General features: G+C 69.6%; 20 protein-coding genes and 1 riboswitch. Of the genes, 7 read left to right on the top strand and 13 right to left on the bottom strand.

What is annotated here, in order from left to right; all coding sequences use genetic code 11:
- Positions 1 to 43: 43 nt before the first annotated feature.
- From AB0I43_RS28950 to AB0I43_RS28940, 3 genes are all read right to left on the bottom strand, one after another.
- Positions 44 to 937, bottom strand: a complete 894-nt coding sequence (locus tag AB0I43_RS28950; RefSeq protein ID WP_357432940.1) for a nuclease-related domain-containing protein — start codon at positions 935 to 937, stop codon at positions 44 to 46.
- 100 nt (positions 938 to 1037) lie between these two features.
- A complete protein-coding gene (locus AB0I43_RS28945) occupies positions 1038 to 2474 on the bottom strand; it encodes a DUF2252 domain-containing protein (RefSeq protein ID WP_357432939.1) in 1437 nt (478 codons plus the stop codon).
- A gap of 77 nt (positions 2475 to 2551) precedes the next feature.
- A complete protein-coding gene (locus AB0I43_RS28940) occupies positions 2552 to 4225 on the bottom strand; it encodes a GMC family oxidoreductase (protein WP_357433037.1) in 1674 nt (557 codons plus the stop codon).
- 127 nt (positions 4226 to 4352) lie between these two features.
- On the opposite strand from AB0I43_RS28940, the gene AB0I43_RS28935 reads away from it, so the two are divergent.
- The 7 genes from AB0I43_RS28935 (at position 4353) to gcvP (ending at position 11458) form a co-directional block, all read left to right on the top strand.
- On the top strand, positions 4353 to 4967 hold the full coding sequence (locus tag AB0I43_RS28935) for a CDP-alcohol phosphatidyltransferase family protein (protein ID WP_357432938.1): 615 nt from the start codon (positions 4353 to 4355) through the stop codon (positions 4965 to 4967).
- A gap of 87 nt (positions 4968 to 5054) precedes the next feature.
- Complete coding sequence (gene gcvH, locus AB0I43_RS28930) at positions 5055 to 5453, top strand: glycine cleavage system protein GcvH (RefSeq protein WP_356981073.1); 399 nt, start codon at positions 5055 to 5057, stop codon at positions 5451 to 5453.
- A gap of 171 nt (positions 5454 to 5624) precedes the next feature.
- Complete coding sequence (garA, locus tag AB0I43_RS28925; protein WP_356981071.1) at positions 5625 to 6110, top strand: glycogen accumulation regulator GarA; 486 nt, start codon at positions 5625 to 5627, stop codon at positions 6108 to 6110.
- A gap of 70 nt (positions 6111 to 6180) precedes the next feature.
- Positions 6181 to 6924: a MerR family transcriptional regulator gene (locus AB0I43_RS28920; protein ID WP_356981159.1), complete on the top strand. Its 744-nt coding sequence runs from the start codon at positions 6181 to 6183 to the stop codon at positions 6922 to 6924.
- A gap of 164 nt (positions 6925 to 7088) precedes the next feature.
- Complete coding sequence (locus AB0I43_RS28915; RefSeq protein WP_356981069.1) at positions 7089 to 7562, top strand: bifunctional nuclease family protein; 474 nt, start codon at positions 7089 to 7091, stop codon at positions 7560 to 7562.
- A 171-nt stretch (positions 7563 to 7733) separates the two neighbouring features.
- Positions 7734 to 8294, top strand: coding sequence for a MerR family transcriptional regulator (locus AB0I43_RS28910; protein ID WP_356981067.1), 561 nt, complete (start codon positions 7734 to 7736; stop codon positions 8292 to 8294).
- A gap of 76 nt (positions 8295 to 8370) precedes the next feature.
- A riboswitch (glycine riboswitch) is annotated at positions 8371 to 8471 on the top strand.
- Between the two features lie 146 nt (positions 8472 to 8617).
- Positions 8618 to 11458, top strand: a complete 2841-nt coding sequence (gcvP, locus tag AB0I43_RS28905; protein WP_357432937.1) for an aminomethyl-transferring glycine dehydrogenase — start codon at positions 8618 to 8620, stop codon at positions 11456 to 11458.
- Between the two features lie 40 nt (positions 11459 to 11498).
- Here gcvP and AB0I43_RS28900 read toward each other — a convergent pair whose 3' ends face one another.
- From AB0I43_RS28900 to AB0I43_RS28855, 10 genes are all read right to left on the bottom strand, one after another.
- Positions 11499 to 12017 carry a TetR/AcrR family transcriptional regulator gene (locus AB0I43_RS28900; RefSeq protein ID WP_357432936.1) on the bottom strand — a complete coding sequence of 173 codons (519 nt, stop codon included), beginning with the start codon at positions 12015 to 12017 and terminating at the stop codon, positions 11499 to 11501.
- Between the two features lie 180 nt (positions 12018 to 12197).
- The gene (locus tag AB0I43_RS28895) at positions 12198 to 13805 is read right to left on the bottom strand and encodes a VWA domain-containing protein (RefSeq protein WP_357432935.1); all 1608 of its coding nucleotides are present in this window, start codon (positions 13803 to 13805) and stop codon (positions 12198 to 12200) included.
- A gap of 174 nt (positions 13806 to 13979) precedes the next feature.
- A complete protein-coding gene (locus AB0I43_RS28890; protein WP_357432934.1) occupies positions 13980 to 14267 on the bottom strand; it encodes a WhiB family transcriptional regulator in 288 nt (95 codons plus the stop codon).
- A gap of 15 nt (positions 14268 to 14282) precedes the next feature.
- Positions 14283 to 14828 (bottom strand): HNH endonuclease, encoded by a 546-nt coding sequence (locus tag AB0I43_RS28885; RefSeq protein WP_357432933.1) that lies wholly within the window; start codon positions 14826 to 14828, stop codon positions 14283 to 14285.
- A 306-nt stretch (positions 14829 to 15134) separates the two neighbouring features.
- On the bottom strand, positions 15135 to 15671 hold the full coding sequence (locus AB0I43_RS28880; protein WP_357432932.1) for a DM13 domain-containing protein: 537 nt from the start codon (positions 15669 to 15671) through the stop codon (positions 15135 to 15137).
- 41 nt (positions 15672 to 15712) lie between these two features.
- Complete coding sequence (locus tag AB0I43_RS28875) at positions 15713 to 16849, bottom strand: acyl-CoA dehydrogenase family protein (protein ID WP_357432931.1); 1137 nt, start codon at positions 16847 to 16849, stop codon at positions 15713 to 15715.
- A gap of 102 nt (positions 16850 to 16951) precedes the next feature.
- Entirely contained in the window at positions 16952 to 18241 is a 1290-nt protein-coding gene (locus tag AB0I43_RS28870) for an acyl-CoA dehydrogenase family protein (protein WP_357432930.1), read from the bottom strand.
- A 2-nt stretch (positions 18242 to 18243) separates the two neighbouring features.
- Positions 18244 to 18894, bottom strand: coding sequence for a TetR/AcrR family transcriptional regulator (locus AB0I43_RS28865; protein WP_356981050.1), 651 nt, complete (start codon positions 18892 to 18894; stop codon positions 18244 to 18246).
- Positions 18891 to 19940, bottom strand: coding sequence for an alcohol dehydrogenase catalytic domain-containing protein (locus AB0I43_RS28860; protein ID WP_357432929.1), 1050 nt, complete (start codon positions 19938 to 19940; stop codon positions 18891 to 18893). Before AB0I43_RS28860 ends, AB0I43_RS28865 begins: the two co-directional genes overlap by 4 nt.
- Positions 19937 to 20686, bottom strand: coding sequence for a glucose 1-dehydrogenase (locus AB0I43_RS28855; protein ID WP_357432928.1), 750 nt, complete (start codon positions 20684 to 20686; stop codon positions 19937 to 19939). Before AB0I43_RS28855 ends, AB0I43_RS28860 begins: the two co-directional genes overlap by 4 nt.
- Positions 20687 to 20718: the final 32 nt, after the last annotated feature.

Raw genomic sequence — 20718 nt, 5'->3', positions numbered from 1 at the left:
ACGGCGACAACGAATTCCAGTGGGCTACACAGCCAAGGGGGCTTTAGGGGCCGTAGGTGAGCAGCGCGGCGAGGATGAACCACAGCACCCAGGCGACCGCGACGAGCATGCCCAGCATCAGCGCGACGCGCATGAAACCGCGGCCGATGTTCACCTGTCCGGACTCCGCCGGATACAGCTTCCAGGGGCTGTACCAGGGCGCGACCACGACCCGGCGTTCGCGCGCGGCCTCGCGTTCGGCCTCTGCCATCTCCTCGGCGTAGGCCTCGGCCTGCGCCTGCTGCGGCCCGCCGTGCCAGAGCGTGATGTCGATCGGGCCCAGGAAGCCCTCGGCGAGCAGATCCTGCGGCGCGGGCAGATAGGGCAGGATGCCCATGGCCCGGAAGGCGACCGCGACGTCGTTGGCGGTCCACAGATGCTTCTCGGACTCGGTGAGCGCCTCGAAGTACTCTTCCAGACCGGTCGGATCGTTGCCCAGGACGACATCGAAACTCGGGTCGCTCCAAGCCTGTTCGACGCTCAGCTGCGCCCCGCGCAACGGGACCACCAGGGCCACGCCGTGCACGGCGCGCTGCCCGAGCCCGCGCGCGGCCAGCCAGTTCTGCAGCGCGAAGGTGTGCTCGCGCGACTTCTCCAGCAGGGTGCGCCGATCCCGGCCCTCGAAGACGGCGGGTTCCTCGTTGATGGTCCACGGGCCGTTGAGCGGAATCTCCAGCACGCCGTCCTGGCGGGCGACCAGCGCCTCGGCCTCGATCACCACGCAACTGGTCGGGGTCCACACCACCGCGTCGAACTGGTGCAGGCGATCGGAGTGGAAGAGGCTGCAATTGATCGTCGCCACGCCCTTGGGGTTGTCGGGCTCCTTCCAGGTGCGCAGCCAGTCGATCAGCGCCCGTTCGGCATTCGTGCCCGCCGGATTCTGGACCCGTACCAGCATGGTGACCGCCCTTCAGTCTCTATTCACGGAGCGCGCGACACCCCAACGCTCACAATACGAGCCGCGCGGCCCGCCGGGGGCCGCGCCGGGCCCGGCGTGTTCAATCCTGCGGCACCTCGGCGGCCACCTGCCCCGACCGCACCGCCGCCACCAGCTCGGCGTGATCACGCTCGGTCCGATCGGCGTAGCGCACCGCGAACGCGGCGACCGCCTCCTCGAAGCGCTCGTCGCCGTCCAGGTAGCCGGCGGTCAGGCGCGGATCCAGCGAGCGGGCGTGCGCGCGGGCCAGCAGCGCGCCCGCGAGCCGGCCGTAGTCGTCCAGATCGTCCCCGGACAGCGTGGCCGGGTCGATGCTGCCCTTGAAGTTGCGGAACTGGCGCACGATGAATGGCAGCGACTCGGGCGAACCGTCGTGCGGATTCGGCAATTCCACCGAGGTCCAGCCCATCAGGATGTCGCTCTGCGCCTGCACCAGTCCCGCGGCGCGCACGATCCGCTCGCCCTCGTGCCGCGCCGCCGGCACCGGCAGGAACGGCGCCAGCGCCGAGGGAATGGACTGCTTGAGCTGCAACACCAGCACCTCGCCGTCGTTGCCGTGCAGCAGCGCCACATAGCTGTGCAGGCCGACGCTGCCGGTGCCGACGATCCGGAAAGCGATGTCGGACACCGCGAATCGGGCCAGCAGGTGCGCGCGCGAGTCGCGCAGGGTGCCGGCGTAGCGTTCCAGTCCGTCGATCACCGCCTCGGCGACGCCGTCGCCGATCCGGGTCAGCACGGGCGGATCGTCGATGAATCGGTGCTTACGGATACCGGTTTCGTGGTCGTCGATGTGGGTCCACTTGGCCGCGACCTTGGCGCTGGTGTTCTTGCGAGCCTTCTTCGCGGCCTTCTTGAAGTTGTCGAGCAGATCGTCGGCCTTGGCCTTGCCGATCACCGATTCGTCGGGCAGCGCCGTCCAGGCCTCCAGGAAGTGCAGGCTCGCCAGCTGGTCGGCCTCGAGCCGGTAGGCGCGGGCGGCCTCGAGCGCGGCGCGCCGGCAGCCCTCGGCGTCGACGCCGGACTCGCGCCCGGCCAGCACCAGGCTCGCCGCCAGCCGCTCCAGGTCCCACTCCCACGGCCCGGGCACGCTCTCGTCGAAATCGTTGATGTCCATCATGATTTCGCCTTGCGGCGTGCCGAACAGGCCGAAGTTCGCGGCGTGCGCGTCGCCGCAGATCTGCGCCGTCAGGCCGGAGACCGGGCCGCGGTGCAGGTCGGCCGCCATCAGACCGGCCGCGCCGCGGTAGAAGGTGAACGGGCTCGAGATCATCCGGCCCACGCGCAGCGGCACCAGGTCCGGCAGGCGGTTCGCGTGCGCGGCCCGCAGGAAAGCGAGCACGTCGGGCCGGTCCGCACCGGTGGCCTCGCGATCACGCGCGGTCACGGGAGTGGCGTCCCGCAGGGCGCGCCCGCGGGCGCGCACCTCCGGCTCCGAGACGTAGGTGCGTAGATCGACATCACCGGGGAGCGGGTGGAGTTGGTGGACACTGTCTGACACAACGGATCACGCTAGCGCGCGCGGGGCACGGTGGCGGTGTCGTTCCGGTCACGCCGGCGAACCGGAACGACCGCGATTCAGGCCGGGCTGATCGGCAGGCGCAGCGCGCCGGGCGCGGCCGCGGGCACGGTCGGCCGCTTCGGCGCGACCGGGCTGATCCGCTGATACGCCCCGCCGAGCTCCGGACGCGGGTCGGCCTCGCCGTGGTTGGGCCAGAACGCCATCGCGCGCTCGGCCTGGGCGGTGATGGTCAGCGACGGGTTCACCCCGAGGTTGGCGGTCACCGCCGAGCCGTCGGCCACGTGCAGGCCCGGATGGCCGAACACCCGCTGGTACGGGTCCACCACCCCGGTGTCCGGATTCTCGCCGATCACGCAGCCGCCGATGTAGTGCGCGGTCGCGGGGATGTTGAACACATCCATGACCAGGCCGTGGGTGTCGCCGTCGACCTTGCCGGCGAAGCGGCGCCCGACCTCGTGCGCCAGCGGGATCCAGGTCGGGTTCGGCTCGCCCGTACCGGCCTTGGTCTTGAGCTGTCCGCGCTTGCGGAAGGAGGTGAGCGAGTTGTCCAGCGACTGCATGACCAGCAGGATCACCGACTTCTCCGAGGCGTGCCGGGCATTGAGCGAGCGCAGGAACACCAGCGGATGGATCAGGATCGCCAGCAGGAACCGCAGGAACCGGAACGCGCCGCCGTCCACGATCGGCACCGACATCGGGAACAGCGCGTTCTGGCCCTTGCCGTAGTGGCAGACCTCGATGTGGGTGTCGGCCTCGGGATGGATCGAGGAGGTGATCGCGATGCCCTCGGCGAAGTCCTGCCGAGTGCGGCTCACCACATTGAGGATCGCCTCGGAATTACTGCGGGTGAGTTCGCCCAGCCGGGGCGAGAGCCCGGTCAGCACGCGCTCGTCGCGCATCTTGTGCAGCAGCTTCTGGGTGCCCAGCGCGGCGCCGGCGAAGACCACCTGGGCGGCGGTGAAGGTCCTGGGCTGCTTACGGATCCAGCGGTCGGGGCGGGCGGTGTCCACGGCGTAGCCGCCGCCGGGCAGCGGCCGCACCGCGGTCGCGGCGGTCAGCGCGTGCACCTGGGCGCCGGCCTGCTCGGCCAGGTAGAGATAGTTGGTGGGGGTGGTGTTCTTGGCGTTGTGCGGGCAGCCGGTGAAACATTGCGCGCAGTGCACGCAGCCGCGCCGGCGCGGGCCGACGCCGCCGAAGTACGGGTCGTCCACCTCGGTGCCCGGATCGGCCTCGTTGAAGAAGACGCCGACGTTGGTGGCGTGGAAGGTCTCGCCGACGCCCATGTCCTCGGCGATCTCCCGGATCACCTCGTCGGCGGGGGACAGGCGCGGATTCGGCGCCACCCCGAGCATGCGTTTGGCCTGGTCGTAGTACGGCGCGAGCTCGGACTTCCAGTCGGTGATGTGGGCCCACTGGCGGTCGGAGTAGAAGTTGGGCAGCGGCTCGTAGAGGGTGTTGCCGTAGATCAGCGAGCCGCCGCCGACGCCCGCGCCGGAGAACACCGCGCAGTTGCCGAGAATGCTGATGCGCTGGGTACCGGTCATGCCCAGGCGCGGCGCCCAGATCGACTTGCGCACATTCCAGTTCGTGCGCGGCAGATCGCCCGCGGTCCAGCGGCGGCCCGCCTCCAGCACCCCGACCCGATACCCCTTCTCGGTCAGCCGCAGCGCGCTCACGCTGCCGCCGAAACCGGAACCGATCACTACCACGTCGTAGTCGAAGTCGGGCATGACGTCCTCTCGCTCAGCCAATCGTTCTGAGATGGTTGCACGCCCGTCCTCTCACCGATAGAGATGTTCGGCCACGACTGGCGTGCCTGGATGGCGTCGCGGGGGTGCGGTGCGGAATGCTCGGAGCGTGACAACCGAGCCCACCGGTGTCCGTGCGATCCTCGCCGATCGCATCGTCACCGTCCCGAACGTGCTGAGCGTGATCCGGCTGGCCGGCGTGCCGCTGCTGCTGTGGTTGCTGCTGGTGCGGCACGCCGATGGCTGGGCGTTCGCGCTGCTGGTGGCCAGCGGCGTCACCGACTTCCTGGACGGCAAGCTCGCCCGCCTGCTCGACCAGTCCTCGCGGCTGGGCGCCCTGCTCGATCCGCTGGTGGACCGGTTGTACCTGGTCGCGACGCTGCTGGCCTTCCCGATCCGCGGCCTGATCCCGTGGTGGCTGGTCGGGGTCCTGATCGCCCGGGAACTGATCCTGGCGCTCACCCTGACCGCCTACAAGCGCCGCGAGCTGGATCCGCCGGAGGTGATCTACCTGGGCAAGGCCGCCACCTTCGCCCTCATGTCCGCGCTCCCGTGGGTGCTCGCGGGCGAAATGGATTGGCCCCTGGCCGGTTTCGGACATGCTTTCGGGTGGGCGTTCCTGGTCTGGGGTGCGGCGGTGTATGTCTGGACCGGCATTCTCTACACCGCCAAGGCCCTCGCCGTCGCCCGCGCGATACCGGCGCGGGCGCACCCGACCCGATAGCGCGGGCTTTACCCACCCCGCCGACTACGCGGGCCAGTCATCCCCCATTAGAGTTACGTGCAACCAAGCAAAAGGAGAGGACGGCCTGTGACCGATCTGCCCGACGATCTGCGCTACACCGAGGAGCACGAGTGGGTGCGCCGCGTGGGCCCCACCCGGGTCCGGGTCGGCATCACCGATTACGCCCAATCCCAGCTCGGCGACGTGGTGTTCGTGCAGCTGCCCGAGGTGGATACCGACGCCGCCGCCGGTGACGGCATCGCGGAGGTCGAGTCGACCAAGAGCGTGTCCGACATCTACGCTCCCTTGGCCGCGAAAATCGTTGCGGTGAACCAGGTCCTGGTCGAGGAACCGGAAACGCTGAACACCGACCCCTACGGGGACGGCTGGATGTTCGAGCTGGAGGTCGAAGACGCCGACGCACTCGACAAGACACTTGCCGAATTGCTGGATTCCGCAGGTTATCAAGGAGTTATCGGGGCCTGAAGGTCCCTTCCCAGTTCTCCCTGCACGGGTACGCCCTGGCAGGGTACGGTCAATGCCAATAGTTCCGCCGGGGTCCCGACTCCGGTGTACTACCGACTCGAGCCCCGTGTCCGGGTCGGAGATGGCATCACCTGTGTGCATGGATAATCAGGTTCGAGGAGGAGAGAAACGGTGAGCGAGAACCAAGGCCCGCATTACCAGGAGACCGCGGCCGAGACGACGTCGGTCTTCCGCGCCGATTTCCTGAACGAGGCCGACGCGTCGCGCTCCGCAGAGGCGACCGGCGAGCAGCCGGTGCAAGGGGTTGAGGGTCTGCCGGTTGGTGCTGCCCTCTTGGTCGTCAAGCGCGGCCCGAACGCAGGCTCGCGGTTCCTGCTGGACCAGCCGACCACTTCGGCCGGCCGCCACCCCGACAGTGACATCTTTCTCGACGACGTCACCGTCAGCCGTCGGCACGCCGAGTTCCGGCAGGACGACGACACGTTCCAGGTGGTGGATGTGGGCAGCCTGAACGGCACCTACGTCAACCGCGAACCGGTGGACTCCTCGGAGCTGCAGAACGGCGACGAAGTGCAGATCGGCAAGTTCCGGCTCGTGTTCCTCACCGGGCCGCGCGCGCAGTCGACCGATTCCCAGGCGGGTGCGGGCAGCTTATGAGAACGGCAGCGCCGACGATCGCTACGGGATCGGCGCTGTGACGGGAGCGGCGCAGTGGGCTCGCGGCGGGATGTCGATCGGCTCCGTGCTCGACCTGCTGCGACCGGACTTTCCGGACATCACCATCTCCAAGATCCGGTTCCTCGAGGCAGAGGGGCTGATCCGGCCCGAACGCACGCCGTCGGGCTACCGCAGGTTCTCGGTCGCGGACACCGAACGGCTCAGATTCGTGCTGACGGCCCAACGCGACCAGTACCTGCCCTTGAAGGTGATCAAGGAACAACTCGAAGCGATCGACAAGGGTGCGGCGACGCTCGGTGTGCGGGAAGCCCGCGCCCGGGCGTCGGCCGTCCCGGCGGACGCCGAGGTCCGGCTCACGCCTCCGCGCAAGCTCGGTGTCGTGCCCGGTGAGGTCTCGCCGGAGGAGTTGCGCTTCGACCATGAAATCCGGCTCACCCGAGCCGATTTGATGGCCCAGGCCGAGATCGACGAGGCTTTCCTCAACGATCTGATCCGCGCCAACCTGATCGTGCCCGGCGCCGCGGGATACTTCGACGCCGACGCGGTGACGCTGGCGCGCACGGCGCGCGCGATGTCCGAATTCGGGTTGGAGGCACGGCATCTGCGGGCGTTCAAATTGGCCGCGGACCGCGAGGCGGCGCTGGTCGCGCAGATCGCGGCGCCGATCGCCAAGAGCCGGGATGCCGGTGCCCGGGCGCGGGCCGAGGAAACCGTGCGGGAACTGGCCGCACTGTCGCTGACCTTGCATACCTGCCTGGTCAAGGCCTCGGTGCGCAACTCGCTCGGCAACTGAGGGCGTACGCCTGATTACCGAGTCCCGCATTCCACCATGGCAACACGCCGATTTCGGCTGTGCACACCGATCGCAGAGGTGCTCCGAGTTCGCTTAGACTCGGTGATACGGCGAGCCCCGCAGTGGTCATGCCGGGCGGCCGGCGAGTATGGGAGGCGTGTTCGATGAGTGAAATGCGGGTCATCGGCATTCGTGTCGAGCAGCCACAGAATCAGCCCGTGCTGCTGCTCCGCGAAGTGTCCGGTGATCGTTATCTGCCGATCTGGATCGGGCAGGCCGAGGCGACGGCGATCGTGCTGGAGCAGGAGGGGGTGACCCCGATCCGGCCCCTGACGCACGATCTGATCAAGACGCTGATCTCCAAACTGGGGCATACCCTCAAGGAGGTACGGATCGTCGATCTGCAGGAGGGCACCTTCTACGCGGATCTGGTGTTCGAGAGCGGTCTGCGCATCTCGGCCCGGCCCTCGGATTCGGTTGCCATCGCCTTGCGTGTGGGTTGCCCCATCTACGCCGAGGAACCGGTGCTGGAAGAGGCCGGTCTGGTCATGCCGGACGAGAAAGAGGACGAGGTCGAGAAGTTCAAGGAGTTCCTCGAATCGGTCTCTCCGGACGACTTCAAAGCCACGGACAGTTAGAGCATGCTCCCGGTAGGGCCGGGAGTCTGAACCACTGGTCGAGACTTTAACCGCGCGTCGCGCTTGGTCGGACGGTCGTGCTGCCGGGAGAATCAGGGGAGTAACCTCGATTGTTGGGCGGGCCGCCGAGTCGTCGGATGAAGGCGCGGCGTCGAAGTAAGGGAGTGGTCAGTGGCAGAGCAAACGCAGGATGATGTCGTACAGCCTGGCCTGTTCCCGGACGACTCGGTCCCTGACGACCAGTACGGTTACCGCGTCCCCAGTGCCTGCCAGGTGGCCGGAATCACCTACCGGCAACTCGACTACTGGGCGCGCACCGGGCTGGTCGTACCGTCCATCCGGGGCGCCGCGGGGTCGGGCTCGCAGCGGCTGTACTCGTTCAAGGACATCCTGGTCCTCAAGATCGTGAAGCGGCTGCTGGACGCGGGCATCTCGCTACAGAACATCCGGATCGCCGTCGACCACCTGCGCAGCCGCGGCGTGCAGGATCTGGCCGGCATCACGCTGTTCTCCGACGGCACCTCGGTCTACGAGTGCACCTCGGCCGAGGAAGTGGTCGATTTACTGCAGGGCGGACAGGGCGTGTTCGGTATCGCCGTCAGCGGGGCCATGAAGGAGCTCACCGGGGCCATCGCCAACTTCCCGGCCGAGCGCGCGTCCAGCGTCACCGAGCGCCCCGAGGACGAACTGTCCTTCCGGCGCAAGGCGAGGATGAACCGCAAGATCGGCTGACAACGGGCCGTGACGCAGCAAACAGGGACCTGATGACACGGATTTCGCGACGCACCACCTAAACTGGGCGGTGCGTCGCCGCCGTGCGGGAGAGTCCCGGTCTCGATTCGAGGCTGGGCGCCGAAGGAGCAGCACCTCCCCGTCAATCTCTCAGGCAACAGGGACCGTACGGGCTTCGGCGCCTCTGGAAAGTGGTGACTTCGTGTCGCCCGCCCATGGGGAAAGGGACGACCACTCCCGAATCTCTCAGGCTCCAACGACAGAGGGGGAGGGCAGGACCTCGTCGACGATGTTCGTCGACCCGCCCCGACCTTGGAGCCGCCGTGATCCCGACCCGTACCTTCGCCGACCGCCATATCGGTCCTGATCAGGGCGAACTCGCCACGATCCTGCCCGTCGTCGGCGTCGGGAACCTGGACGAACTCGCCGGTCGCGCCGTCCCCGCCGGCATCCTCGACGAGATCGCCGGCAACGGGCTGGACGCGCTGCCGCCGCCCGTCTCCGAGCACGAGGCCCTGGCCGAACTGGCCGCGCTGGCGCACTCCAACACCGTGGCCACCACCATGATCGGGCTGGGCTACTACGACACGCTGACCCCGCCCGTGCTGGTGCGCAACCTGCTCGAGAACCCGGCCTGGTACACCGCCTACACCCCGTACCAGCCGGAGATCTCGCAGGGCCGCCTGGAGGCGCTGCTGAATTTCCAGACCATGGTCTCCGAGCTGACCGGCATGGAGGTGGCCAACGCGTCGATGCTGGACGAGGCCACCGCGGCCGCCGAGGCGATGACGCTGTTGCAGCGGGCCAACCGGAAATCCAAGTCGGTGCGCCTGCTGGTGGACGCCGATGTCTTCCCGCAGACCCGCACGGTGCTGCAGACCCGCGCCGAACCGCTGGGCATCGAGATCGTCGAGGCCGACCTCGCCGAAGGCGTTGTGCCCGAGGGGGATTTCTTCGGCGTGCTGCTGCAGCAGCCGGGCGCCTCGGGCCGGATCATCGACTGCGCGCCGGTGATCGCGGCCGCGCACGAGCGCGGCGCGCTGGTCGCGGTCGGCGCCGACCTGCTGGCGATGACCTTGATCACGCCGCCCGGTGAGCAGGGCGCCGACGTCTGTTTCGGCACCACGCAGCGCTTCGGCGTGCCGCTGGGCTTCGGCGGCCCGCACGCGGGCTACCTCGCGGTGCAGTCCGCGCACGCCCGCCAGCTGCCCGGCCGCCTGGTCGGGGTCTCGGTCGACGCCGACGGCAACACCGCCTACCGGCTCGCGTTGCAGACCCGCGAACAGCACATCCGCCGCGAGAAGGCGACCTCGAACATCTGCACCGCCCAGGTGCTGCTGGCCATCGTGGCCGCCATGTACGCGTCCTATCACGGTCCGGAGGGCCTGCGGAACATCGCGCGCCGGGTGCACGGGCACGCGCAGTGGCTGGCCGCCGGGCTCGGCGACGCGGTCGTGCACCAGAGCTTCTTCGACACCGTGCTGGTCCAGGTGCCCGGTGGCGCGGAGGCCGTGGTGGCCAAGGCCAAGGGCGCGGGCATCAACCTGCGCCTGGTCGACGCCGACCACGTCGCCATCGCCTGCGACGAGGCGACCACCGACGGCCACGTCGTCGCGGTGCTGGACAGCTTCGGCGCGGAGGTTCCGGTCGGCCCCGAGGGCGCGCTGTTCCACGGCCGTCCGCGTCCGCACATCGAGAACCGCACCTCGCCGTTCCTGACCGCCCCGGCCTTCACCCGGTACCACACCGAGACCTCCATGCTGCGCTACCTGCGGTCGCTGTCGGACAAGGACATCGCGCTGGACCGCAGCATGATTCCGCTGGGCTCGTGCACCATGAAGCTGAACGCCACCGCCGAGATGGAGCCGATCACCTGGCCCGGCTTCAGCCGCGTGCACCCCTACGCGCCGGTCGAGGACGCGCCGGGCCTGCGGCAGCTGGTCACCGATCTGGAGGGCTGGCTGTGCGCCGTCACGGGCTACGACCGGGTGTCGCTGCAGCCCAACGCCGGCAGCCAGGGCGAGTACGCGGGCCTGCTGGCGATCCGGCGCTACCACCTGGATCGTGGTGACGCGCACCGCGACACCTGCCTGATCCCCTCCAGCGCGCACGGCACCAACGCCGCCTCGGCCGCCATGGTCGGCATGCGGGTGGAGGTCGTGAAGTGCCGGGAGAACGGCGACGTCGACCTGGACGACCTGCGCGCCAAGATCGCCGATCACGCCGAGCGGCTGGCCTGCATCATGATCACCTACCCGTCCACGCACGGCGTCTACGAGCACGAGGTCGCCGAACTGTGCGCGCTGGTGCACGAAGCGGGCGGCCAGGTCTACGTGGACGGCGCGAACCTGAACGCACTGGTCGGGCTGGCCCGGCCGGGCAAGTTCGGCGGCGATGTCAGCCACCTGAACCTGCACAAGACCTTCTGCATCCCGCACGGCGGCGGCGGGCCGGGCGTCGGCCCGGTCGCGGTGCGCGAGCACCTGGCGCAGTACCTGCCGGGCAACCCGCTCGAGGCCGGCTCGCACGCGGTGTCGGCGGCCGAATTCGGTTCCGCCTCCATCCTGCCGATCACCTGGGCCTACATCCGGATGATGGGCGCGGACGGCCTGCGCCGGGCCACCCTGACGGCCATTGCCTCGGCGAACTACATCGCCAAGCGGCTCGACGAGCACTTCCCGGTGCTCTACACCGGCGACAACGGCATGGTCGCGCACGAGTGCATCCTGGATCTGCGCGAGATCACCAAGCGCACCGGCGTCACCGTCGACGATGTGGCCAAGCGGCTGGCGGACTACGGCTTCCACGCCCCGACCATGAGCTTCCCGGTCGCGGGCACCCTGATGGTGGAGCCGACGGAGTCGGAGAACCTGGCCGAGATCGACGCGTTCTGCGATGCGATGATCGCGATCAAGGGCGAGATCGATCAGGTCGCCGCCGGCGTCTGGCCGGTCGAGGACAATCCGCTGCGCGGCGCCCCGCACACAGCCGAATGCCTGGTCGGCGAGTGGACGCACCCGTACAGCCGCGAGACCGCCGTCTACCCGCGCGGCCTCGGCCACGCCCGCGCCAAGGTCTGGCCCGCGGTGCGCCGCATCGACGGCGCCTACGGCGACCGCAACCTGGTCTGCTCCTGCCCGCCGCTCGAGGACTACGCGAACTGACCACCGCGGCCCGCCTCACACCGAGGCGGGCCGCCGTGGGTCAGAGGATGCCTGCCCGGGCGGCGGCCAGGGCGGCGTCGGCGGCTTTGGCCGCGTCCTCAGGGGCGACGGGTTCGTGGGTGACGAAGAGGCGGTAGTAGATCGGCGCGAGCGCGAAACGGATGAGTTCGTCGGCGTCGACGGTGCCGGGCAATTCGCCGCGGGCGACCGCGCGTTCCACCACGACGACGGATTGTTTGCGCCGGGCGGCGGTGAAGTTCTGCATGGCGGCCGCGGCGGCGGGGTGCTGCATGCCCGCCACGATGAACGCGCACCCGACCGCGCTGCCGTGCGGGCTGGCGAACCCGGCCCGCAACGCCTCGGTGAGCGCGCGCAGATCGCCGGCCAGCGTGCCGGTGTCGGGCACCGGGATGGGCTCCTCGGCCGCCAGCTCCAGGGCATCGGCGACCAGGCCCTCCGGGCTGCCCCAGCGGCGATAGATCGAGGTCTTGTGCACGCCGGAGCGTTTGGCGACGTTCTCGACCGTCAGGCCCTCGTAGCCGCGTTCGGTCACCTCCACCAGCGTCGCCTGCCGGACCGCATCCCGGACACGCGCACTACGCCCCCCGGGGCGGCGCTGGGTTTCCACAAACAACTCCCACTGGCAAATCGGATCACAGTAATTGAAGGTTGAACCCTTCAGCCGTGGCAATTCTCGCTCCCCAGTTGCCCGGGGCCGAAATCGGGTGCCGCGCGGGCGCTACGGCGTCGTGAGCGCCTGCACCATGGCGGTGCCGAAACTGAGATCGTTCGAGGTGGCGAGCCTGGTGTAGGTGCCGCCGGTCTGCTCGGCGACGCCCTGCAGGGTCTGGGTGCCGGGTCCGCCGACGACGATGACATCGATCCGCACGGGTTTGGCTTTGTCGACCGCGGCGGTGATGTCGGCGAGCAGCTTCGCACCGGTGATCGTGGAATCGTCGTCCGGGCCGTCGGTGATCAACAGGATCGAATTGGTCTTGCCCGCCACATAATTGGCGATCGCGCTGCGATAGGCGGCCAGCAGCGTCGGATAGGCCTGATCAGTGCGGGACTCGGCGGCCTTGACGGTGCCGAGCGCCGCGCCGACGGCGGTGCGCTGGTCGTCGGTGAGCGTCTTGGTGGGTGCCAGCACGTCGTAGGGGGTGGTGCCGTCGAGATTCTTGGCGAAGGCCCACACGCCGAGACCGAAGTCGGGCGGCATCACGTTCATGGTCGAGCGCAGCGCGCCGATCACGGTGGCGAGGCGGGTGGCCGAGCCGTCGATGGTCGACATCGACGACGAGGTATCCAGCAGCACGGTGGACTGCACGCCGAGCACGGGGTTGGCCAGCGTCGCGCCGACCTTGGCCAGGGCCGCGCGGTTCGCGCCGGCGCCGGTGACCGGGGGCGTGACGGCGAAGCCGGCCGAGGTGAAGAACTGCGCCTGCTCGGGTGCGCGCAGGTACTCGGTGAAGACGCTGGCGATCAGATTCTGGGTCTGATCCACCCAGGGGCCCGACATCAGCGCGGCCGGATGATCGGCGACCGGCGCGGCGCCGACCGGCCGGAAGACGGCCACGTTGCCGTGCGCGCGCACCTGCTGCTCGGTGGCGGCGACCGCGTGCACGGCGGCCTTCGCGGGCTGCGGGTCGGCGATGGTGTTCAGGGCGGAGCCCAGGTCGGCCTCGGGTGCGCCCGCGGCCAGGCCGGAGACCGCCGACACGGCCTGACCGGATTGCGCGGCCGCTTCGGTGAGCGGATCGGTGCCGGTGGTCGCCGCGGCGACCGTGGTCGCGGCGGCCAAGGCGGCGTCGCCGGTGGGCAGGGCCAGTTTCAGGCCGCCCCAGTTCGGCAGGCCGACGGTGTTGAGCGAACCCTGTTGCAGGCGTGGCAGATCCGCCCAGGTGGTCTGTGCCGTCTCCAGCGCCTGGCGCAGGTCCTCGGGGACGGCGAGCACGATCGGGCTGGCCGCCAGCGGCACCGGGTCGCCCTCGATCAGACCGGGGACGCGCGCGGATTCGATGGCCCGCGAGGAATCCGGGATCCACAGCGCGGGCTGCGGCCCGAGCACTCCGTTCCAGGCGCCGTCCGCGGTGAGCCCGGCCACCATGTCGGCCGAGGGCCGCGCCGTCACCACTACTTTCGCGCAGTGGTCGCGCACCTGTGGTTTGGTCTCGTTGTACTTGCCGGCGATGGCGCGCACCGGCGCCTCGAGATCGGGATCGACGGTGACGAACAGCGTGGCCTCGCCCTCGACACACCCCCCGGCCGCCGTGCTGTTCTCCTGCGCGGCCCGGTCACTGACCTGGAACCACGCGAAAATCGCCCCGGCCAGCAACAACACGGCCACCACTGCGATAACCGGACCTTTGCTGACGCCCCGGGACCTGGTTCCGCTGCGATGTGTGCCCACGGCGCACAGTCTATGGTCACACGCGTTTCGGCGGGCGACCGGTCAGCGGTTGGCGCGGGCTGTCCGCGCGCGTGCTGTGCGCGCGAACAGCCCGGCCCGCCGCGAGCGCCCTCACTCGCGGATCATCCGGCCACGATCGAACTCGTGGCCGCCCCAGACGCCGGATTGTCCGGTGCCGGCGGCGAATTCGGCGCAGGCCTGCCGGATCGGGCAGCCCGCGCAGATGCCGCGCGCGTATTCGAAGTCCTCCGACGGGTACGGGAACCAGGCGTCGTGGTTCGAGTCGCCGCGGCAGGCGGCCCGGTGCCAATCCGCGGTGTCCGAGAGGGGGAGCAGGTCCACCAGGCTCGGTTCGGTGACGTCGGCGGCCGCGCGACGCAGTGCGGTACGGACGCTCATATCCTTGCTCCTTTCTCAGGCGGTAGCCAGGTCCTTCCAGATCCGGCGTTGGCGTTTGGCCAGGTGGTCGGGCGCCTTGGGCATCCATAGCAGCCGCATGCCCGCTTCTTCCGGCGTGCGGTCGGCCTTGACCGAGTTGCACGGGCCGCAGCAGGCGATCAGGTTGCTCCAGGTGTTGGGGCCGCCGCGGCTGCGCGGGCGGATGTGGTCCACCGTGCGGGCCCACGCGGCGCAGTAGCCGCAGCGGTGGCGGTCGCGGCGCAGCACGCCCGCCAGGGTGGCCCGGCTTTCGTCGTGCACCAGGACGCGGTGCTCGATGTAGACGTAGCGCAGCAGCCGAATCGTCTCCGGCAGTGCGATTTCCAGCTGCCGGGACCGGATCGGGAAGTGCGGGTCGCGATCGGCGATCGCTTCGGCGGCCCCGCTCAGCAGCAGCACCACGGCGCGGTCGGCGCTGATCTCGTCGAGCGCCTCGAAGGAGGCGTTCAGGACCAGCACCGGCCGGTGTATCCAGTTGTCCGCGGTCACCGCCGTCGAGTCGGCGGCATGAAGAAATGCCATGGGGCTCACCATGTTTCGTGAAGAATGGACGTGATTCGGGAAAGCTGGGCGGGTCTAGCGACCGGCCTGGAGGAGAACGGGGCGGGAATCACTGATCCGCCGTTCACGCATGCCGATCGGGGGCTTATTCGCCGAATACTTCATCTCGTGCGTGTGCACAGGCCGTCTCCTCCTTCCTCGAAAGTCCAGAAGATCACCCCGCCGATCGGGGTGATCATCGTCTGTTTCCATGGTGGCACACAGCACCCGCCGTTGTCGGCCCATTTATTTCGCCGCACGGGGGTGCTGTCTCGAATATGTTGTTGTTCAGGCCCTTTCCAGGGCCGCGGCGCCGAAGGAGACGTTGAACCGGTCGCACCAGATGGCGACGCTGGTGTACTTCGACAGGTCGGTGCCCGCCGGGACGGCGTAGTTCTGGTCGCCCTTGTTGCCCTCGAGCTTTCCCAGATCCAGATGGGCGCCGTCGTCGAAGACGCCCCACCCGTCGCGGCCCTCGAGCACCGGCGCGTCGGTGAGCCAGACGTGCAGATCGGGGCCGTCGGAGGTGTCGAGCTCCTCCAGGCGCAGCACCCGGCCGCCGTCGGGCAGTTCGAGAAGCACCACGCTGCCGGAGGTGGTGTGCTCGTGGGAGATGAATCGGCCGATCGACAGCGGCCGCGGAATCCGGGGCGGCGCGTCCGCCCCGGCTCCGGGCACCGGCGTCGGGGCGGCCTCCTGAACCGTGGTGTCGGTGAACAGCTTCCACGGCTGGAACACGGCCAGGCCCGCGCCCAGCGTCAAGACGAGCACCGCCGCGACAAGCAGGGCGGTTCTCTTCCGCGGTCGTTTCCGCGCGAACGCCATGGAGTCCATTGAACCGCGCCGCGCCCGGGCCCGCCAAAAAATCAGCCGAGGGGGCTCTGGCCGAGCACCACCCGTCCGGTGAACTGGGTCTGCTTGGCCCGGGGCAGCGGATGGAACTGGCAGCCGTGGATGTCGCGGTAGTGCATCTCCAGCGCACAGGTGCGCGAGTAGCCCAGTCCGCCTACGGTTTCGATGGCCAGCCGGACGGTCTCGACGAGCTTCTCGGTGGCCACGGTCTTGCGGCTCAGGGTCCGCGCGGCGTAGTCGTCGGTGTTGGCGAAGCGCAGGTTCCGCGAACCGGCGAACATGGCCTCGATCAGATCGGCGGCCGTGGTGTGGGCGTTGATCATCTCGCCGGCCAGCTGATAGACGTGCGCGTCGGTACGCCCACGGGTCAGCGTTGTGGCCAGCTCGACCGCGCTGTCGGCGACGCCCAGATAGGCGGCCAGCACCAGCGGGAGCGCCGCGCCGATCACGACGTTGAGCAGCGGCGGCCAGACATCGGCCGGGCGGGCCAGCGAGATGGCGGCATCGGGCACGAAGACATCGTCGAGCACCACGGTGTGCGAGCCGCTGGCGCGCAAACCCAGTGTGTTCCAGGTCTTCTCGATCCGCACACCGGGCGCCGACAGCGGGATCGCGCAGTGCAGCGCCTGCGCGCCGCCGGGGGCCTCGTCCCAGCGGAAGCTGGTCACCAGCACGGTGCCGGCCTCGCAGCCGCTGGCCGGAGCCTTGCGGGCGTGCACCCGGTAGCCGCCGTCCACCCGGACCGCGCGTCCGTTGGAACCCACCCAGTCCGAGGCCCCGGTGCTCACCAGGATCGCGCCGCCGGCGACCTTGCCGAAGACGGCGCTCGCGTCCTGACCGCTGTTGTGCCGCCACACCTGGGTGGCGACCAGGTGCGAATGCATGGCGAAGGCGACGGCGGTGGACGCGTCGTGGCGGCCCAGCTCGCGCAGCGCCGCGCCGAGTTCGGCGTGCGTCGCGCCGCCGCCACCGAACTCCACCGGCACCAGCGCGGCGACCAGTCCGCTCGCGCGCAGCTGCTCGAAGGCGGCGGCATTGATCGCACCGGACCGGTCGCGCTCGGCGACCTCGGGACGCAGCGACTCACCGATCGAGCGGGCGCGGGCCACCCAGTCGACGGCGGTACGGGAATCAGCAGTGGTAGTCGTCATGCCCGGGAGCTACGGCCACCCCGCCGACCTCGGTTCACCCGCGCCAGCGCCACGCCCGAGATTCACCCCTAGGGTGGGCAGGGGTGCACCCTGCCCACCACCTCAGAGGTTGCCGACGACGTGCTCGAGGCGGTCGGCCACCAGCTGCCGGGCCTGCTCGCGCAGGGCGGGGCGGAAACCGCTGGGGTAGACCGGGTCGCCCGGGGTGTAGGTCTTGAGGATCTCCTTGGCGAGGGTGATCTTGTGCACCTCGGTCGGGCCGTCGGCGATGGCCATGACCTGGGCGTAGTTCATCATGTCAAGGAACGGCAGGTCGGTGCTGACGCCGATCGCGCCGTGCAGGTGCATGGCGCGCTGGGCGATGTCGTGCATCACCTTGGGCATGGCGACCTTGATGGCGGCGATGTCGTGGCGGACCTTGCGGTAGTCCTGCTCCTTGTCGATGCGCCAGGCGGTGCGCAGCACCAGCAGCCGGAACTGCTCCATCTCGATCCAGGCCTCGGCGATCTTCTCCTGGGTCAGCTGCAAGCCGCCCAGCACGCCCTTGCGCATCGGACGCGACACCGCGCGCTCGCACATCATGTCGAACGCCTTGCGCACCATGGCGACCGTGCGCATGGCGTGATGGACGCGGCCGCCGCCGAGCCTGGTCTGGGCCACGACGAAGCCGAGGCCCTCCGCGCCCAGCAGCGCGTCGGCGGGCACGCGGACATCGGTGAAGCGCAGGTGCCCTTCGTTTTCCGAGAAGCCGGGCACCGTGAAGTTGCGCACGATCTCCAGGCCGGGGGCGTCGGCGGGCACGATGAACATCGACAGCCGCTGGTGCGGCGCGGCCTCCGGATCGGTCACCACCATGACGATGTGGAACGAGGCGAACTCCGCGGCCGAGTTGAACCACTTCTCGCCGTTGATGACCCACTCGTCACCGTCGCGGACCGCCAGGGTCTTGAACGCCGTCGGGTCCGAGCCGCCGGTAGGCTCGGTCATCACATAGCAGGACCCGATCTCGCCGTCGAGCAGGGGCTGCAGGTACTTGGCCTTCTGCGCGGGGGTGCCGAAGTGCGCGAGGATCTCGGCGTTGCCGGAATCGGGCGCCTGGCAACCGAAGACCAGCGGGGCCCACTTCGAGGTGCCGATCACCTCGTTGAGCAGCGCGAGCTTGACCTGCCCGTAGCCGGGGCCGCCGAGTTCGGGCCCGAGGTGGCAGGCCCACAGGCCCTGCTCCTTGACCTTGTCCTGCAGCGGCCGCATCAGCGCGCGGATCTCCGGGTTCTTGCGGTCGTAGGGTTCCGGGTAGATGAGGTCGAGGGGTTCCACCTCGGTCCTGACGAACTCCGCGACCCAGTCCAGTTTCTTCTGGTACTCCGGATCGGTGTCGAAATCCCAAGCCATGGCTAGCCTTTCATTGGTTCGGTGGTGATGCCGTCGAGGAAGGTGGTGGCGAGCAGATCGGCGATCTCGCCGGGGGAGTGGTTGCCGTCCGGCCGGTACCAGACGGTGATCATGTTCAGCATGCCGAGCAAGCTGTTGGTGAGGACGTGGTCGGCGGTGCGCAGCAGTCCGGCGGCGTGGCCCTCGTCGAGCACCCGCTGCCAGCAGTCCTGCACGTCGTCGCGCAGATCCTGCAGTTCCACGGCGCGCTCGCCGGTCAGCGCGGTGACGTCGCGCAGCTGGATCGCGACTTCACGCCGGTGCGCGATGATCAGGCCGACGTAACTGTGGATCAGCTTGTGCAACTTGGTGATCGGGTCGTGGCCGGAGGCGGCGATGGCTTCGGCGTCGGTGCGCATGAGCTGGATGTAGTCGCGCAGGATCTGCCAGAGCAGCTCCTCCTTGGAGCCGATGTGGTAGTAGAGCGCACCGCGCTGCACGTTGGCGCGCTCGCCGATCTCGGCGACGCCGGTGCCGTGGAAACCCTTGTCCGCGAACAGGTCCACGGCGGCGGCGACGATCCGCTCGCGGGTTTCGGCGGCGTTGGATTCCGAGGCGGGCGGGCGGCCGCGCCGCCGCGCGGGCGCGCCATCGGTGGTCCGCGACGCTGTCATGACCACGGGTCCAGGACGATTTTGGAGACCCCATCGGCTCGATCGGCGAACAGCTTGTAGGCCGCCTCGCCCTCCGACATCGGCATGCGATGGGTGACAACGACTTCCGGGCGCAGCCGCCCGGCCGCGGTGAGCCGCAGCAGGGGCGGCAGCTCGTACTGGATCGAGCACAGTCCAATGTGGAACTCGAGTTCCTTCACCTGCGCCAGCGGCAGGTGCATCGGATAGGCCGCGTTCTGGCTGACGCCGATCACGCTGACCCGCCCGCGCGGTCGCACCGCGCTGATGGCCAGCTTGATGGTGGCGTCCGCGCCGACCGCTTCGATCGCGACCTCCGCGCCGCCGTCCAGCAGGTCGCGGATCGCGGCCTTCGGATCGTCGGATTCGACCGGCTCGGCGCCCAGTTCGGCGGCCCGGGCCCGGCGCTCGGCGACCAGATCGACCCCGAGCACCCGCGCGGCCCCCATGGCGAAAGCCGCCTGCACCGCCATCAGGCCGACCGGGCCGAGCCCGATCACCACCACGGTCTCGCCGGGGGCGATGCGGGCGCGGCGCGCCCCGTACCAGGCCGTGGGCGCGTTGTCGGTGAGCACGATCGCGGCCTCGTCGGACACCGCCTCGGGCAGGCGTACCAGATTGCCCGTCGCGTGCGGCACCGCGAGGTACTGCGCCTGCGCCCCGGCCAGCGCGCCGCCGAGGCCGTAGCAGACATCGATCGGCAGCGGCTGCCGCTCGCAGCCGCCCACCAGGCCCCGGCGGCAGCTCGCGCAGTGGTCGCAGCCGGCCGAGGCGGGCACCAGCACCCGGTCGCCGACCGCGAATCCGTGTGCCTCGGGACCGATTTCGACGATCTCACCGGCCGCCTCGTGCCCGACGCCGTAGCCGGTGCCCGGCACGAAGCCGTGGCCGCCGTAGATGTGCAGATCGCTGCCGCAGATCCCCGCCGCGGTCACCCGGACGATCGCGCCGTCGCGGCCGGGCAGGACCGGATCGGGCACCTCGCTGTAGGCGATCTGCCGAGGGCCGGCGTAGGTGAGTGCTTTCATCGCCATCCTCCGTCGAGCGTGAGTGTGGAACCGGTGCAGAAGGCCGACGCCTCGGTCGCGAAATACAGTGCGGCGCCGACGATGTCGGCGGGCTGCCCGATCCGGCCGAGGGCGTTGTGGCCGCTCATGTAGTCGACCATCTCCGGTGTCCAGGCTTTGGCGATGTCGGTGGCGAACGGCCCGCACTGGATGGCGTTGACGCGCACCCTGGGCCCGTAGGTCCGGGCCAGGCCGGTGGTCAGGTTGTTCAGCGCCGCCTTGGCCGCCGCGTAGGGCACGGCCATGGGCTCGGGGTGGGTGGCCTCGATGGAGGAGATGTTGAGGATGCTGCCGCCCGCGCCGGCGGCCATCCGCGCGCCGATCAGGGCCGAAAGCCGGAACGGCCCTTTGAGATTCACGCCGATGACCTTGTCGAACATGGCCTCGGTGACCTGATCCAGGCTCGGATACAGCAGCGACATGCCCGCGTTGTTGACCAGCACGTCGACCCGGCCGAATTCGGCGTAGGCGGTCTCGACGAGTTCGCCGCACTGATCCCAGTCGCTGACGTTGCAGGCCACGGCGAGGGCGCGCCGCCCGTGTTTCGCCTCGACCTCCGCGGCCAGTTCACGGCAGCCGTCCAGTTTCCGGCTCGCGATCACCACTTCCGCGCCGGCCGCGGCGAAGGCCAGGACCATCTCGCGCCCCAGGCCCCGGCTGCCGCCGGTCACCAGGACTGTTCGATCGCGTAACGGTTGGTCCGTCATCCGGTCTCCTGTGCCAACTAATGTTCCGATCA

Origin of the sequence: Nocardia sp. NPDC050435 (genome assembly GCF_040655395.1) — a bacterium.
GTDB lineage: Bacteria > Actinomycetota > Actinomycetes > Mycobacteriales > Mycobacteriaceae > Nocardia.
This window is presented reverse-complemented; position numbering and strand designations above follow the sequence as displayed.